The organism is Pseudomonas sp. MDT2-39-1 (assembly GCF_054898085.1).
The window spans coordinates 6,271,630-6,288,101 of the sequence record NZ_CM142716.1; the positions used below are offsets into that span (position 1 = coordinate 6,271,630).

The window sequence follows — 16,472 nt, forward strand, 5'->3', positions numbered from 1 at the left end:
TACGTCCTTGTTCAGTTTGATAGCAATGTGCAGCGCTCCGTACCCTGGATTGCCGCGAGCAGAGTATTGCTCAAGTAAGGCTATTCGTCGCGTAGTGGTGACATCTGAGACGTTTTTTTTTAACCAACCTGTGCCAGGCCTCGCAAATAATCGCTGAAACCACCGCGCGCCCGACTGTCCAGTCGAGCACTGGTGAGTACTTGCGGGCGATGGCTCCAGGCAATATTGGCGCCGCAGCGTTCGAGTTGTCGCACCAGTTGCACGTCTTCATCACAGGCCAGCGGTTCGAAACCGCCGGCGCGCTGATAGGCGTCAGCACTGATGCCCAGATTGGCGCCATGAATGTGCCGATGGCCTTCGCGGGCCTGATAGCTCTGGTGATAGCGAATCTGTGCCGATTCATCGATCGACTCATGCCACGCATCCACCGTGACCGTGCCGCACACGGCATCGACGTCGAGGGCCAGTTGCGCCACCAGCCAATCCTGCGCCACACGGCTATCGGCATCGGAACAGGAAATCCAGCGCACCCCGCGATCCAGCAGAAACCGCGCTCCGGCCGCTCGGGCCTGGCCGACGTTACGCGCCTCGATCGCCAGGCTGTGCACCGGGTAAGCGCTGACGATCTCCGAGGATCGGTCGGTGCAACTGTCGAGCACCACCAGCACCTCGACCGTTTCACCGTCCAGCAGTTCGTGTTGCGCGGCGAGCAGGGCCGCCTCAAGGCAATCTCCGAGCAAGTCTTCTTCGTTATGCGCGGGGATCAGAATGCCAATCATCGCAAGCCCTCCAGAGCCGCCACGGAGCGTGGTTCACGACTCCAGAGTTCCAGCAGAAAATCCGCTTCCTGATGCAGGACCAGGCGCGGCAAATTCAAGTGTTCGTGGAGCAAGTCATGGACCTGCCGGGCATTCAGCGGGCAGCCGTCGATGGGGGGACGCCAGTGGCAGGCCAGAAGTTGGCCGTCGGCGGTCAGCGAGTTTTCGGCCTGATCGATCAGGCATTTCAGGTCGTCGGTGTCGAGGTAATAGCCGACTTCGCTGAGCACGATCAGGTCGAATTTTTCCTCCGGCCAATCAGCAGGCAAACGGCTTTGGCGAACTTCGGCGTGGTCGAACGGCCCAAGTCGGGTGCGAGCCAGCGTGACGGCCGCGGCGGCGGTGTCGCAACACAGGAGGCGATCGCAACGGCTGGCCAGCTCAAAGCTCAGCTCGCCGTTGGCACAGCCGGGTTCAAAGATCGCCCGGTAGTGCGGGCGGGGCAATGCAGCGAGAGTGATGGCGCGTTTGCGCTGTTCATACCAGCGCTGACGAAAGGACCAGGGATCATCGTTGCCGGCAAACAAACCGTCGAAATAGCGATCCTCGACGCTCATAAGAACACCACCTCGAACGGTTGCAGCAGCCGCTCCAGCACATAGGGCGCCAGCACCGGCGGCAAGCCGATTTGAGGGTCACCTTCCAGCTGGCTGGCGAAGGCGTGGATTGCGTGGCGTTTACGTGCGACCAGATGCGGCGCCAGGAGGATTTTTCGCGCCCGGTGCCACGGCACGAAACTGTCTTCGGGCGCCGCCCAGTGCCAGGTCCACACGGGCAGTTCATGCACGGTCGCACCGACGCGCTTTGCCGCTGCGGCACTGGCCCGGCCCACGGCTTCGTGATCGCAGTGGCCGTCTTCGCACCACGTTGTGAACACCACGTCGTTGGGGCGCAGATGATGTTCGATGAATTCGCTCAATTCGGTTTCCCGAGCCGCGACCTGGCTGTCCTTGAAACCGCCGCGCAGCCATTTCAGGCTGTGCAATGGCAGGCCAAGACGACGCAAAGCTTCGACCGATTCCTGAGGCCGGACCGCGCTCAGGCGCTCTACCGGCCAGCGCTTCGAGCCGGGGTGGCTGGCACTGCCATCGGTGACCGAAATCAGTTGCAAAGGGCGGCCAGCGGCGGCGAGCAATTGCAGGAAACCGCCGCAGCCCAGCACTTCGTCATCCGGATGCGGGGCGATGATCACCGCGCGGGCGCCTTCCGGCACCAGGCTCAGGATGTCGATGACCGGCAACTGCGCCAGGTGACTGGAAGTCTGCCAGACATGAAGCGGCGTGCCCTGGCCGACGATAGGGTTGGTTTTCATAACGTCCATGTCCCGGTAATGACTTGCTGTCCGAGGGCGGCGAGGTCGCGTTCGGCGTGGCTTTGGCGCAGGAATACCGGCAGGTCGGCGATCAGTCGGGCGAACTGCCGATCCCTACAGTAGGGACCGGCCCCGAGGGCGTGACCAACGTGCAACATCACCTGTTCGGCGGCGTGTTCCACCACCGCCCGAGCACGCCGGGCCAGCAGTTCGGCGTCGTCCAGCGGTGCGGCGTCGATCATCAATGCACTGAACCGTAGCACCTCGGCAGCGGCATGCATCGCGCTGTCGACAGCGCCCAAGTGGGCGAGGGCATAGGGTTCTTCATGTTGGGCGCAATGGCTGCGCAGGCGTTCGGCGATGCTCTGTGCCGCGCCGTACCAGCACGCGGCAATGCCGATTCCGCCTTGCCAGAAACCGGGCCGTTGCAGGTAATCGCCGCGGTAGCCGATGGCTTGCGCTTCAGCGCCTTCGAACAGCACTTCGACGCTTCCGGTGGCGCCCATGCCGACCGCTTGCCAGCCCTGATCGGTGACGGTCACACCGGGTTGATCCAGCGCCACCGCGACCAATTGCTGACGGTCGTGATGATCCCAGGCCGTGAGCAACGCATGACTCAACACCGCTGCGCCAGAGCACCAGGCCTTTCGCCCGTTCAACACGACCATATGGCCTTGCGGACGGACGAGTACCCGCGCTTGTGGCGGTTCGGCCGCCCACATGCCCCACGTGCTGCCGGGGGTTGGCGAGCCACCGAGTTGCTGGATGATTGCCAGCGCATCGGTATGGCCTTCGTACAATTTGCACAACCCGAGGTCATGGCCGCCGACCTCGGCCAACCGCTGGAATCGCTCCAGCGTCTGGCCGCTGCCGGGCAGTGGAAGTTGATCGAGTCCAGCCTCCACCAGCGTCCGCAGGCACCGGCCTAGCGCCTGAGTATCGGCGTAGTCCGGTGATTGGCGAGTGAGAAACGCCTGAAGGTCCATTTCACTCTTCTTCCTCATGCTGCAATTCGAACAGCAGCAGCGAACGACCGGTGACGGAATACTCGTGACCGAACTCGAAAAGCTCCTGCCCGCGAATCTTCGGTTGATTGGTGTCGATCATGCACGTCCAGTGATAGCCGTCCGGCACTTCCGGCAAGGTGAAGTTGACGATGTCGTGGTGCGCGTTGACCACCAATAACAACGTCGCGTCACCGCCCTTGCGGCGGATACCGGTTTCCTGTGCGCGACCATCGAGCAACATGCCGAGGCAGCGGCCATGGGCTTCTTCCCATTGTTCGATGGACATTTCGCTGCCATCCGGGGCGAGCCAAGTCACGTCCTTGACGCCGATGTCTTCGTTGTAATTGCCCACCAGGAAGCGTCCGCGGCGCAGGATCGGATAGGCCAGGCGCAACTTGATCAGGCGTTTGACGAACTTGAGCAGGGCCTTGCCGTCTTCGCTCAGGTCCCAGTTGACCCAACCGATCTCGCTGTCCTGGCAATAGGCGTTGTTATTACCTTCCTGGGTGCGGGCGAATTCGTCGCCGGCCACCAGCATCGGCGTGCCTTGGGACAGTAACAACGTGGCGAAGAAATTGCGCATTTGCCGCTGACGCAGCTCATTGATTTCCGGGTCGTCAGTCGGGCCTTCGACGCCGTGGTTCCAGGACAGGTTGTTGTTGCTGCCGTCCTGATTGTTCTCGTCGTTGGCTTCGTTGTGCTTGTCGTTGTACGACACCAGATCGTTGAGAGTGAAACCGTCATGCGCCGTGATGAAGTTCAACGAAGCATAGGGACGACGACCGCGCTGGTTGAACATCTCGCCGGAAGCGGTCATGCGGCTGGCGAAGTCCGCCAGTTGGCCATCATCGCCTTTCCAGAACGCACGCACGGTGTCGCGGAATTTGTCGTTCCACTCGACCCAGCCCGGCGGGAACCCACCGACCTGATAACCGCCGGGGCCACAATCCCAAGGCTCGGCGATCATTTTCACCTGACGCAGCACCGGGTCCTGGCGACAGGCGACGAGGAAGCTGTGACGTTCATCGAAGCCCTCGTGGTAGCGGCCGAGAATGGTCGCCAGGTCGAAGCGGAAACCGTCCACGTGCATTTCCGTGGCCCAGTAACGCAGGGAATCGGTGACCATTTGCAGTACACACGGGTGACTCAGGTCGAGGGTGTTGCCGGTGCCGGAATCGTTGATGTAGTAGCGCTTGTCATCGGGCATCAAGCGGTAGTACGACGCGTTGTCGATGCCGCGCATGGACAGGGTCGGGCCTTGTTCGTTGCCCTCGGCGGTGTGGTTGTAGACCACGTCGAGGATCACTTCGAGATTGGCCTCGTGCAGGTGCGCGACCATCTCCTTGAACTCGGCGATCTTGCCGCTGGCCAGGTAGCGCGGGTCCGGGGCGAAGAACGCGATGCTGTTGTAGCCCCAGTAATTGGTCATGCCTTTGTGCAGCAGATGCTGGTCGTTGACGAAGGCGTGGATCGGTAGCAATTCAACCGAAGAAACCCCCAGCTTGCGGATGTGTTCCAGCACGTCATCGACCATCAACCCGGCGCAGGTACCGCGCACGTTCTCGGGGACGGAGGGGTGACGCATGCTGATGCCGCGCAGGTGGGTTTCATAAATGATCGTCTTGTCCCACGGGATGCTGACCCGTTGATCATTGCCCCAGGTGTGAGCCGGGTCGATGACTTTGCACTTGGGCACGTAAGGCGCACTGTCGCGCTCATCGAAACTCAGGTCGGCGTCGGGGTGGCCGATGGTGTAGCCGAACAGCGCTTCGGACCATTTCAGCTCGCCGACCAATTGCTTGGCGTAGGGGTCGATCAGCAGTTTGTTGTGGTTGAAGCGATGACCGTTGGCCGGGTCGTACGCACCATAGACACGGTAGCCGTAGATCAGCCCTGGGTGGGCGTCGGGCAAGTAGCCGTGGTAGATCTCGTCGGTGTATTCCGGCAGTTCGATACGCTCGAGTTCGACCTCGCCGGCATCGTCGAAGATGCACAGTTCGACTTTGGTGGCGTTGGCGGAAAACAAGGCAAAGTTAACCCCCAGGCCATCCCAGGTCGCGCCCAGCGGGAAGGGCAAACCTTCACGGATTCGCGAGGCCTCGGCGTGAGGTTCTGGCGCGGATTTCTTTGGACTGGTCATACATGCTCCTGCAAAAAGGGGATTCTTTGTAGGAGCGAGGCTTGCCCGCGAAGGCGGTGTTTCAGTCACATTTGAATCGACTGACATGCCGCCTTCGCGGGCAAGCCTCGCTCCTACAGGTTTTTCGTGGGCGAGCGAGCCCACGGTGGCCAGGGGGCTGGCCACGAGGTCAATCAGAACAGGTTCGGGAAGCGTCAGACCGCAGGCGGTTTACGCGCTGCTTTAGGCTTCTTCTCGGCTGCTTTTCCACTCGGCGGGATCACCGATGAAGCGGCAGCCGTTTTGGACTTGGCCTTGGCTTTCGGCTCGGGAACCTTGCCGTTGGCGGCTTTGGGCACAACAGGTTTGACAGCCGTTTTACTGCCGGTAGCCTTCGGCGATTTGCTCGGTGCCAGCGCTTCGGCTTCAGCCAGTTTGCGAGCCATCTCCCAATGCCGGGCTTCCTGGCCTTCGGGTTTCCCTTCCGACTCCCAGATTTGATAGGCAAATTCACGAACGCGTTTATCGTCGGTACTCATCGCAATACTCCTGAACTGAACTCAAGCTTGGGTAAACGTTTGAATAAAGAGATTGACCGGGAAATCCCCCAGCGCGGCGCTGATGTTCAGCTTCCTGTCGTGTGTGACTGCTGTGCTCGAGAAAAGTCCCTTCAGATTTTCCTCAGCGGCGGTGAACGGCAGTTTGACCCGCGTATCGCCCCAACGCAGCGCGTCAACCCGGGGTTCGGCACTGTTTTCCAGCAGTGGGGCGCAACGTATCGGTACGATCACGATGGCCCGTGTTCCTTCATGTTCGCGAGCAAAAGCCAGCACCCGGTGAGCCTGGCTGCCGACGACATCAAGGGCTTGATACGTCCCTCGCCGAAACAGATCGGCGTGCTCGGCCCGCTGGTTCAACACCTGCTTGATCAGGGTTTGCTTGATGCGCCCGTCACGCCAGTTGGCCAAAAGCTCGGGCAGATTCAACGGCACCTGCATCGCCTGCTCGCGGTTGGCGTAATCCACCGGTCGGCGGTTGTCCGGGTCCACCAGCGAAAAGTCCCAGTACTCGTTGCCCTGATAGAGGTCCGGGATCCCCGGTACGGTCATGCGCAGCAAGGTTTGCGCCAAGCCGTTAATCGCGCCGGGCGCGGTAATCGTTTGGACCGCTTTGCCGAGGGCGGCGCGCAACAGCTCACCCTCCGGGCTCAACAACAGACGCTCGATAAAGACCTGCATGGCTTTTTCGTAAGGCTCGTTCGCCGCGCTCCAGCTGCTTTGCAGCTTGGCTTCACGCAAGGCTTTTTGTTGCCACTGCCACAGACGTTTGGCGTAGTCCTCAAGTGCCGATTGATCGTCAGCGCGCAAATCCAGCGGCCAACTGCCGAGGATCGCCTGATACAGGATCAGCTCATCACCCGCCGAGGGCATCTGGTCGTCGTCACGCAGGGGCCGTGCAAGTGTTCTCCACAGCGGGACCTGTTCGGCGTACCAGGCACTGCGTTCGCTCAACACCGCCAACCGTGCGCGGGTGTCTTCGCCGCGTTTGTGGTCGTGGGTGGCGGTGGCCAGCAGGTTGTCCGGAAACTGTTCCAGTCGTTGGAGGCAGACGGCATGGAAATCGGCAACCGGCGCACTGAATTGCTCGGTGCTGAACCCCACGTCATTGCGCGACAGCAACACTGCCGAACGATAGAACGCGGTGTCTTCCACAGCTTTCGCGGCGGCCGGTGACGTCAGTTGCTGGAAACGTACGCACGCATGTTTGAGTATCTTGCGCTGACGACCCACCGGGCGGTTGCGCCACGGCTCACCGCCAAGCCAACCGGCCAGGCAATCCAGCACGGGCCAATCGGCCTCGCTGAGGGTTTGCCGGGCACCGTCCATGGCTTGCTGGAAAAACACATCGTCTTCGGCAGAGCGGCCACGCGGGCTGATATAGGTGCGGTACACCGGAAAGTGCACGATCAGTTCCTGCAACGCCCGACGGATCGCGCCCAGGGTCAGGTCGCGGGTCATCAAGTCGTCCCGGGCCACTTGCAGCAGCGCTTTGGCCACACTCTCGAAATCACCGGCCAATGAGCCGTTGAGAATCTGCTGACGTGCCAGCTGCGCTTCCTGACGGAAGTCGGCGGGCCGTTCGCTGTAGCGATTCCACAGCTCGTCGAGGGTCTGAGCTCCGTCGGGATCGTGTTGCAGCAACGACAGCTGATTCATGAATTCGTAACCGGTGGTGCCGTCCACCGACCAGTCGCGGTGCAGGGTTTCGCCTTCACCGAGAATCTTCTCGACGAAGATCGGCAAGTGCCGATCGGGCGACAGCGTATCGACCCGACGCCGCAGTTTGCGGCAGTAGCCACGCGGGTCGGCGAGGCCGTCGATGTGGTCGATGCGCAGACCGTCAACCAGACCTTCAGCCACCAGCTCGAAGATTTTCGCGTGGGTCGCTTCGAACACCGCCGGCCGTTCGACCCGCAAACCGCCGAGTTCGTTGATATCGAAAAATCGCCGCCAATTGATGTCATCCGCTGCCGTGCGCCAACTGGCCAAGCGGTAACTCTGGCGTTCGAGCAGGTGGTGCAGGCGCTGGAAGCCTTCGGGTGTCAGCGAGTCATAGGCGCTGAGATTCTGCTGGATGTGCTGGAGGAGCGCAGGGTCGCTGGCCAGTTCACGCAGCTCTGCCTTCAGCGGTTGCGCCAGGCTGTGCGCATCGGTCTGGTAGCTCAAGGCACTGAAGCGGTCCGCGAGAAACTTGAGCGGTTCGTCATCGGTCCGCAGCAGTTCACCGTAGCTCGACGGGCAGATCGGAAAATGATGCTCGTAGTGCTCGACATAAAACGCGCCGCGCTGTGCATCAAAGCGCAAGGGCAGGGTGCCGTCCTGCAGCGCGATGCCGTAATCGCTGCCGAGGAAAGGCAGCAGCAACTGGCCTTCCATCAACGGGTCGGGTGAGTGCCATTGAATGTCGAAAAACTCGCCGTAAGGGCTCAGGCGTCCCCATTCCAGCAAGTCCAGCCACCACGGGTTATCGCTCCCACCGACGGCCATGTGGTTGGAGACGATGTCCAGGATCAGCCCCATTTTGTGTTCGCGCAGGGCACCGATCAATCGGCGCAACGCTGCTTCGCCACCCAACTCAGGATTGACCGTGGTCGGATCCACCACGTCGTAGCCATGCATGGAGCCGGCACGGGCAGCGAGCAGTGGCGAGGCATAGACGTGGCTGATGCCCAGGCTGGCAAAGTACGGCACCAGCGGCACCGCTTGATCCAGCGTGAAGCCTTTATGAAATTGCAGCCGCAGGGTCGCGCGAAGCGGCAGCGGTTGTATTAACGGGTGATTCATTGGTCACGCTCGCCAGCCTGAAGCCGCGCACAGGCGAGCAATTCCAAGCGCCGGGCGGCGTCCGGGTCGTCGAGCAGCGCTTCGCTGCCACCGGGAAGGCGCCGCGACCAGTTGGGGTGCGTGTCGATGGTGCCGGGGAGGTTGGCCTGCTGTTCGATGCCCAAGGCATCTTCCAGCGGCAGCAACACCAGCGGCGCCCGGGTATGACCGAGGAAACGGACCGCGGCGTCCAGCACCTGATCGGTTTCATGGGACTCTTCGCGAAAGTTCTGCGGGTCCTCGCTCAACACACGACGCAGGCCTTCGCGCTCGCGTTCACGGTGGTGGCGCCATTCGATTTCACTCGTGGCGTCGACCAGGCCCAGCCGGGCATTCCAGTCGATATCACGGCCATGCCACCAACCATTGAGCGTCGGCAGGTCATGGGTGCTGGTGGTTGCGAGGGCGTTGTCCGGCCAGTCGAGAATCGTTTTGAAGTGCGCGTTGTCCTGTTCAAACAGCAACACCCGCATGCCGAGGATTGCGCGAGCGATGAGTTTTTCCCGCAGACCATCCGCCACCGTACCGAGGTCTTCGCCAAGGACGATTGCCTGATGGCGATGGGATTCAAGGCTGAGCAAACGCAGCAGGTCGTCCACCGGGTAATAAAGGTAGGCGCCATCGGCGGGTGGTGAACCATTAGGGATCACCCACAACCGTTGCAGGCCCATGACGTGGTCAATGCGCAAGCCGCCGGCGTGGGCGAAATTGGCGCGGAGCATTTCGATGAACGCGCGAAAGCCATTACGCACCAGGCCTTCAGGGGAAAACGCGGAAATACCCCAGCCCTGGCCGGTACGGTTAAGAATGTCCGGCGGCGCGCCCACTGTCAGCGAGGTGAGCAATTCGTCCTGACGACTCCAGGCCTGACTGCCACCGCCGTCGGCACCCACCGCCAAATCAGCGATCAGGCCGATGCTCATGCCCGCGCTGCGGGCGGCGGTTTGTGCACGCTCCAGGCAACGGGTGACCAGCCATTGACTGAAGGCAAAGAAGCCGATGCGGCCGGCGTTCTCTTCGGCAAATTCGGCGAGAGCGGCGCTGCGCGGGTCGCGCCATTGTTCCGGCCACTCGCGCCAGTCGAGGGTTTCACCCTTGGTGGCGCGGGCTTCTTGAATGGCTTCGAAGCGGCAGTGGTTTTCCAAAGCTTCACCGGCCGCGTGGCGGAAGCTGCTGAAGTCGGCATGCAACGGGTGTTCGCCCTGGACGAAGCCTTCGTACAAGGCCTGCAACAAGCGATGCTTGGCTTCGGCGGCCACGGGCCAGTTAATCAGCGGCTGTTCTTCCAGCTGTTGCAGTTCGGCGGCCAGGCCGGTGGCGTCAATCGCGGCACGCCACGCGCGCTCGCCGAGAATCGCGCCCGGTGCGGCATAGAGGCTGTTGAGGAACAAACGGCTGGACGGTGAATACGGGCTGTAACGCTGAGTGTCGCTGCCGAACATCGCATGCAGCGGACTGATCGCCAACGCCTCGGCGCCGCGTTCGCCGGCCACGCGAGCGAGGTCTTCCAGCGCCTGGGTATCGCCGAACCCGCCATCGCCAGGGCGACGCAGCGAATACAACTGCACGCTCAGGCCCCAGGTACGCGGAATCGGACTGTCGACAGCATCGCCGACGCTGTAGCAGCGCGTCGGTGCCACGGCCAGGGTGAATGATTGCCCATCGATGCTGACATGCTGATAACCGACCGGGACCAGGCCCGGCAGCACGGCCTCGGCATCCAGTTTCAGGTTGAGCCATGAGCCATCTTCAAGGTGGATCTCGCACGGTGTTTCCGGTTCAAAGAAATGCGCCAGGTCGAGGCCGATGCCGACGTCTGCGGTGATCAGCGGCGGTAGACGCCGGGTCTGTTGCACTTGCTGCAATTGCAGGAGGCTGGCGTCGATTTCCTGTGCGCTGCCGGCGGGGTGGCCGAGTCCGATCAGGACATTGCGCAAGACCGATGGGGCGACTTTCTGCGGGCGGCCGTTGGCGTCGATCCAGTCGACTGCCAATCCGGCTCGGCTGGCCAGTATTTCAAGTTGCGCATCACTCATTGGCGCTCTCCATCCGGGGGTAGCAAGGGGGCTGCGGCCGTGAGGCTGACTAGCGCGCAATACGGGGCAAGGGTGCCCTGTTCCAACAGGCCGGCTGACTGAGGTGGAGTTTCGAACAACAACCTGGCGTCGGCCTGTGGGGAGTGGACCACTGGCTTGTCGCTGAGGTTCAGGTCAATGCGCAGCTGACGACCATTACCCAATAGCCAGCGCGCCGTCACCGCACCTTCGGCCAGCACCTCGGCACCCAAGGCCTGAGCACCCGGCAGATGCGGGATGATGTGGTCATGGCGAATCTGCAACAGCTGGTGATACAGGCCCTGAATGGCCGATTGCCGGGTGGCGGTCAGTTTCGGCCGCGACGCATCAAAGGTCTGTTGTGCGTTGGGATCGGGGATCAATTCGCGTTTATGAGGATCAGTAAACGCGCTGAACGCTGCAAATTCGTTACGTCGCCCTTCGCGGACCAGCTCCGCCAATTCACCGTGATGGCTGGTAAAGAACAGGAACGGTTCTTCGGCAGCGAACTCATCGCCCATGAACATCAGCGGGATCATCGGTGACAGCAGCAACAGCGCGGTCGCCGCTTTCAAGGCGTCGAGGCGGGCCAGTTGATGCAACCGTTCGCCAAAGGCACGGTTGCCGATCTGGTCATGGTTCTGCAAAAACAGCACAAACGCGCTGGGCGGCAAGTGACCACTGGGCTCGCCCCGGGTTGTACCGTGGCGGGTCACGTGGCCCTGAAACACGAAACCCTGGCTCAGGCAGCGTGCCAGTTGTTCGGTGGGATTGTCGGCATAGTCGGCGTAATAAGCGTCGGTTTCACCGGTCAGCAAAACGTGCAAGGCGTTATGGCCGTCATCGTTCCACTGCGCGTCGAAGCCTTCTTCCAACAGGCTGGCCTGGTTGTGTTCGTTCTCGACCGTCAGCCAGACATGCCGCGCCGGATCGGTCTGTTGCCGAACCCGTTGCGCCAGTTCCTGGAGAAAGTCCGGGCTCTCAATCGCGTGCACCGCGTCCAGACGCAAGCCATCGAAGCGGTATTCCAGCAACCACATCAGCGCGTTGTCGATAAAGAAGTCCCGCACCTCGCGCCGCCGGAAGTCGATGGCGGCGCCCCACGGTGTGTGCTTGTCTTCGCGAAAGAATCCCTTGGCATAGTGATGCAGGTAATTGCCGTCCGGGCCGAAGTGGTTGTAGACCACGTCGAGAATCACCGCCAGGCCATGGCCGTGGGCGGTGTCGATCAGGTGTTTGAGTTGTTCGGGAGTGCCGTAGGAGGCTTGGGGCGCATAGGGCAGAACCCCGTCGTAGCCCCAGTTGCGATCGCCGGGGAACTGCGCCAGCGGCATCAGTTCGATTGCGGTGATGCCCAAATCTGCCAGGCGCGCCAGGTGCTGCTCGACGTCACTGAAGCCGCCGAGCGCACCGACGTGCAATTCGTAGATGACGGCCTCGTTCCAGGGGCGGCCGGTCCAGGTGCTGTTTTGCCATTGATAGGCGAGGGGATCGACCACCACGCTGTGGTCGCTGATATCGCCGGCCTGTGCGCGGGAGGCCGGGTCCGGCACCTCCAGCTCGCCATCAATGTTGTAGCGGTAACGCGTACCCGCCGGGCAGCGGGTCTTGATCACGAACCATCCATCAGCCTGAGGCAGTAGTGGCAAGGATTGTCCATCTTCCAGTTCGACACTGACGTAAAACGCATCTGGCGCCCACAAGGCAAAACGCGTGTGTTCTGCGTCCAGCATGATTGCGCCGTGGGGCCAGGTCTCAAGGGTCCGTAACGGCATCTTTGAAAACCTCTTTTACTGTTTGCCCGATTTACCCAAGGCTTTGGCGACCAGTTTTTCGTAGAGTTCGGCGTAGGGTTCTACTGCCTGGCACCAGTTGAAAGGCGCGGCCATGGCGCGGCAACGCATGGCGCTGAGCAGGCCTGGGAAGGCGAACACCTTGAACGCGCGGCTCAGGGCTTCCTGATAACTCTCGACCGTGGATTCGTCGAACAGGAAACCGGTCACGCCGTTTTCAATGGTGTCGGCCAAACCGCCGGTATTGCGTGCGACCGGCAATGAACCGAAGCGCTGGGCGTACATCTGGCTCAAGCCGCAAGGTTCGTAACGCGACGGCATCAACAGGAAATCACTGCCGGCGAACATGCGACGGGCGTCGGTTTCATTGAAGCCGATACGCACACCGATTTGCCCGGGGAAGCGCAGCGCCAGTTCACGCATGGCCTGTTCTTCTTCAGGCTCGCCACGACCGATGATCGCGATCTGGCCACCGTTGTTGACGATGTATTCGGAAACCCCTTCGGTCAGGTCCAGACCTTTCTGATAGACCAGACGCGAGACCACGGCGAACAGTGGGCCTTCGGAGTCTTCCAGGCCGAACAGTTCACGGACATGGGCGGCGTTGACTGCTTTGCCTTCCCAGTCGCCGATGCTGAACGGGCGGAACAGGTGCGGGTCGGTGGCGGCGTCCCAGCTTTCATCAATGCCGTTGGGAATACCGCTGAGCAGACCTTGCTGGGTCTTGGCGGCAAGAAAGCCGTCGAGACCACAGCCGAAGGCCGGCGTGGTGATTTCCTGAGCGTAGGTGGCGCTGACGGTGGTGATGTGGCTCGAATAGGCCATGCCGGCCTTGAGGAATGACATCTTGCCGTAGAACTCCATGCCTTCCTGCTGCAAGGCATGGTTTGGAATACCGAGTTCCGGGCAGGATCCGAGGCTGGTGACACCTTGATAGGCCAGGTTATGGATGGTGAACAACGTCGGGGTACGCTGTCCACGCCAGTGCATGTAGGCAGGCGCCAGCCCAGCCGGCCAGTCATGGGCATGCACCAGATCCGGGCACCAGTGAATTTGTGCAAGATTGGCGGCAATATCGGCGGCGGCGAGGCCCAGGCGGGCGAAGCGAATGTGGTTGTCCGGCCAGTCGCGGCCATTGTTGGCGCCGTAAGGCGAACCTTCGCGCTCGTAGAGCTCGGGGCAGATCAACACGTAAATGACCAGACCGTCCGGCATGTCCATGCGCCCGATCTTGCAGGGAGGCAATGCAGCGTGCCCACCGAGTTCACCGATGATATGGATCGGATTTTCACTGTGCAGCACTTGCGGGTAACCGGGGATCAGCACCCGCACATCGTGCAGTTGAGCCATCGCCCGGGGCAGTGCTGCGGAAACGTCACCCAAACCGCCGGTCTTGACCAGGTCGGCGATCTCGGAGGTAACGAACAACACTTTCTTTCTGTTCGGATTCTGACTGGCAGCCGGTGTCAGCGCCTTGGTGCCCGATACGCTGATCGATTGGGCGCTCGGAGCATTCACGACGCTCGATTCGCCGACCTGCTGATGAGCACGCTCTCCCTGAATATCTAAAGCCGCACTAATCATATGAATCTCCCGTGTTGTTGATCTAATTCCAGGTCAGGCACAAACGGTGTTCGTGGCCAAATCCTGTGGCCGGGCGCAAACGCGCTTCGCATCGGTGAGCAATGCTGCCCCATGCGCTAATGCAGAAAGGGTGGAGGGGCCGTTGCAAGGAATGCACCAGTCGCTGTGGCCCTACCTTTAACCTGACCCCCTGTCAGGACCAAAAGTTTCGAGTTTCTTACCACCAGATGACTGGCCGGTTTCACCTCGCGAAAATGAGTCTAGGCCAGATCCTAGAGCGGGAAAGGTCAAGTGGCGAAATTGTTCGACAATCGGTGGAAAAAGGTTAAAGGCACAGCGCTTTGAGGGGGGAACGCACCGACGAAGGGCAGGTTTATTTTTCAGGATGGGTCAAAACGAGACTGGGGAGTCACGAAAATGGGCGTGGGTTGAGGAGGGGTGCACCATTGCGGTGCGAGATGTGTTGGGTTTGAGGACACCATCACGCCCTGAGCCTTTCCGTCAACGCGGTTTTGCTGTGTCCAGCTCGCTGGTCAACGGTTACCCTTGAAGCAGCCGCTTCATCAGCAGTGCAGGCAGACTCTTTCGGGTGTCAGCAATGATGTGGACATAGATCGTCTGCTCTCGAATCTCATAGATGATCCGGTTCATCCCTGACAGGATTTGCCTATATTGGCTGAGATTAAGTTTCTTGATTTCCTCCGGAATCAATCCTGAATAGGGCTGTATTCCCAAATTGCGGATGGCGGCCTTCAGATCGGCATAGGTGCTTTGCCAGGTTTGGGTAGAGAACTGTTGGATGAGATAAATACGAAGTTCTTTCAGGTCCATCTCGGCAGACTGAAGAATGACGACCTTTAAACTCATTGATGGTCAGCCCTGTCCAGGTCTGCAAAGACATCTTCGGCATCGCGAAACTTGCCGTCTTCTACCTCACGATTTCCCATCGCCAAGAGCTTAAGCAAGGCCATGGTGTCTTCCTGCTCTTCGAAACTTTTTACGTCCATGACCACAAGCTTCGCTTCACCGTTTTGGGTGATTACCAAGGGCTCGCGGCTCTCTGTGAGTGCTTTGACGATTTCAGCAGTGTGGCTTTTCAGGTAACTGATCGGCTTGATTTGAGATGAAAGCTTCATGGGTGAGCCTCGCTGGATTGAATAGGACCGAGTTTAGTCTTAATTCAGTCCTGAGTCAGGTTCTGCTGACCAGCGTTTATTGATTCCGGTTCTACCTGGTCATTACGGCTGATGACTTCGCAAGTGGGCTCGCCGCCGCAGGGATGTGTAAATGACACAGATCCAGCGTGCGAGCCCGCTAGCGAAAATGCTCATGCCGTACGCGGTTTACGCCCTGACACAAAATGACTCACATCATTGAACCCTGGCGTCGAGGAATGCCCCGGCGTGACCAGCGAATCAATGAACGCCTCATCTTCAGCCGTAATCTTCACCGCCTGCGCCTTGGTGTACGCATCCCACTGTTCCTCGGTACGCGGCCCGACAATCGCCGACGTCACGGCGCCATTGTTCAGCACCCAGGCAATCGCGAATTCAACAATGCCCACACCACGCTCTTGCGTGTACCGCTGAATCTGCTGGGCAATACGCAACGACTCCACCCGCCACTCGGTTTCCAGAATGCGTTTGTCAGCTCGACCGGCGCGGCTGTTGGCGTCCGGTTTCACGTCGGGTGCGTACTTGCCGCTCAGCACACCGCGAGCCAGCGGACTGTAAGGCACCACGCCCAACCCGTAGTTTTGCGCGGCGGTGATCTGCTCGGTCTCGGCCTGACGGTTGACGATGTTATACAGCGGCTGACTGATCACCGGCCGGTCGACGCCCAGTTGATCGGCCACGCGAATCACCTCGGCAATCCGCCAGCCACGGTAATTGGACAACCCCCAATAACGAATCTTGCCCTGGCGAATCAGGTCGCCAATCGCCGACACGGTCACTTCCAGCGGCGTGTTGTGGTCTTCGCGGTGCAGGTAATAGATGTCAAGATAGTCAGTGCCCAAACGCGTCAGGCTGGCGTCGAGGCCATTGAAGATATGCTTGCGGCTCAATCCGCTGCGGTTCGGCACACCGTCCACCGGGCCGAATCCGACTTTGGTCGCCAGTACCCATTCATGGCGGTTGCCGGCAATCGCTTCACCGACGATCTCTTCGGAACGGCCGGCGGTGTAGACGTCCGCCGTGTCGATGAAATTGATGCCCTGGTCCCAGGCCTTATCGATGATCCGCAGGGAATCTTCGGTGCTGGTCTGTTCGCCGAACATCATGGTGCCCAGTGTCAGGGTCGACACCTGTAAACCCGAATGACCCAGCGTGCGATAGCTCATGACGAAATCCTTTTACCGGTGGGAAAGCTTCAATCAAATACCAGAACGCCTGTGCGCAGAA

The 16,472-nt window shown here is 60.6% G+C and carries 13 protein-coding genes; all 13 read right to left on the reverse strand.

The window, feature by feature from the left end:
* Nucleotides 1-119: 119 nt before the first annotated feature.
* Nucleotides 120-779 carry a glycosyltransferase family 2 protein gene (locus ACYZTM_RS29040; protein ID WP_131061896.1) on the reverse strand — a complete coding sequence of 220 codons (660 nt, stop codon included), beginning with the start codon at nt 777-779 and terminating at the stop codon, nt 120-122.
* Complete coding sequence (locus ACYZTM_RS29045) at nt 776-1,375, reverse strand: SAM-dependent methyltransferase (RefSeq protein ID WP_461986106.1); 600 nt, start codon at nt 1,373-1,375, stop codon at nt 776-778. The genes ACYZTM_RS29040 and ACYZTM_RS29045 overlap by 4 nt, the downstream gene beginning before the upstream one ends.
* Nucleotides 1,372-2,130 (reverse strand): PIG-L deacetylase family protein, encoded by a 759-nt coding sequence (locus ACYZTM_RS29050; protein WP_461986108.1) that lies wholly within the window; start codon nt 2,128-2,130, stop codon nt 1,372-1,374. Before ACYZTM_RS29050 ends, ACYZTM_RS29045 begins: the two co-directional genes overlap by 4 nt.
* Nucleotides 2,127-3,116, reverse strand: a complete 990-nt coding sequence (locus ACYZTM_RS29055; RefSeq protein WP_131061930.1) for an acyl-CoA dehydrogenase family protein — start codon at nt 3,114-3,116, stop codon at nt 2,127-2,129. The genes ACYZTM_RS29050 and ACYZTM_RS29055 overlap by 4 nt, the downstream gene beginning before the upstream one ends.
* A 1-nt stretch (nt 3,117) precedes the next feature.
* Nucleotides 3,118-5,277 carry a glycogen debranching protein GlgX gene (glgX, locus tag ACYZTM_RS29060; protein ID WP_461986110.1) on the reverse strand — a complete coding sequence of 720 codons (2,160 nt, stop codon included), beginning with the start codon at nt 5,275-5,277 and terminating at the stop codon, nt 3,118-3,120.
* Nucleotides 5,278-5,471: 194 nt separating this feature from the next.
* Nucleotides 5,472-5,795, reverse strand: a complete 324-nt coding sequence (locus ACYZTM_RS29065) for a DUF2934 domain-containing protein (protein ID WP_131061892.1) — start codon at nt 5,793-5,795, stop codon at nt 5,472-5,474.
* Nucleotides 5,796-5,816: 21 nt separating this feature from the next.
* Entirely contained in the window at nt 5,817-8,600 is a 2,784-nt protein-coding gene (locus ACYZTM_RS29070) for a malto-oligosyltrehalose synthase (protein ID WP_461986112.1), read from the reverse strand.
* Nucleotides 8,597-10,675, reverse strand: coding sequence for a 4-alpha-glucanotransferase (gene malQ / locus ACYZTM_RS29075; RefSeq protein ID WP_461986114.1), 2,079 nt, complete (start codon nt 10,673-10,675; stop codon nt 8,597-8,599). Before malQ ends, ACYZTM_RS29070 begins: the two co-directional genes overlap by 4 nt.
* On the reverse strand, nt 10,672-12,468 hold the full coding sequence (treZ, locus tag ACYZTM_RS29080) for a malto-oligosyltrehalose trehalohydrolase (protein WP_461986116.1): 1,797 nt from the start codon (nt 12,466-12,468) through the stop codon (nt 10,672-10,674). Before treZ ends, malQ begins: the two co-directional genes overlap by 4 nt.
* 15 nt (nt 12,469-12,483) lie before the next feature.
* Nucleotides 12,484-14,070: a glycogen synthase GlgA gene (gene glgA, locus ACYZTM_RS29085; protein ID WP_131061888.1), complete on the reverse strand. Its 1,587-nt coding sequence runs from the start codon at nt 14,068-14,070 to the stop codon at nt 12,484-12,486.
* A 540-nt stretch (nt 14,071-14,610) separates the two neighbouring features.
* Nucleotides 14,611-14,937 carry a type II toxin-antitoxin system RelE/ParE family toxin gene (locus tag ACYZTM_RS29090; RefSeq protein ID WP_131061887.1) on the reverse strand — a complete coding sequence of 109 codons (327 nt, stop codon included), beginning with the start codon at nt 14,935-14,937 and terminating at the stop codon, nt 14,611-14,613.
* Nucleotides 14,934-15,206, reverse strand: coding sequence for a type II toxin-antitoxin system Phd/YefM family antitoxin (locus ACYZTM_RS29095; RefSeq protein ID WP_131061886.1), 273 nt, complete (start codon nt 15,204-15,206; stop codon nt 14,934-14,936). Before ACYZTM_RS29095 ends, ACYZTM_RS29090 begins: the two co-directional genes overlap by 4 nt.
* 191 nt (nt 15,207-15,397) lie before the next feature.
* Nucleotides 15,398-16,411, reverse strand: coding sequence for an aldo/keto reductase (locus tag ACYZTM_RS29100; RefSeq protein ID WP_461986119.1), 1,014 nt, complete (start codon nt 16,409-16,411; stop codon nt 15,398-15,400).
* Between the last annotated feature and the right edge of the window lie 61 nt (nt 16,412-16,472).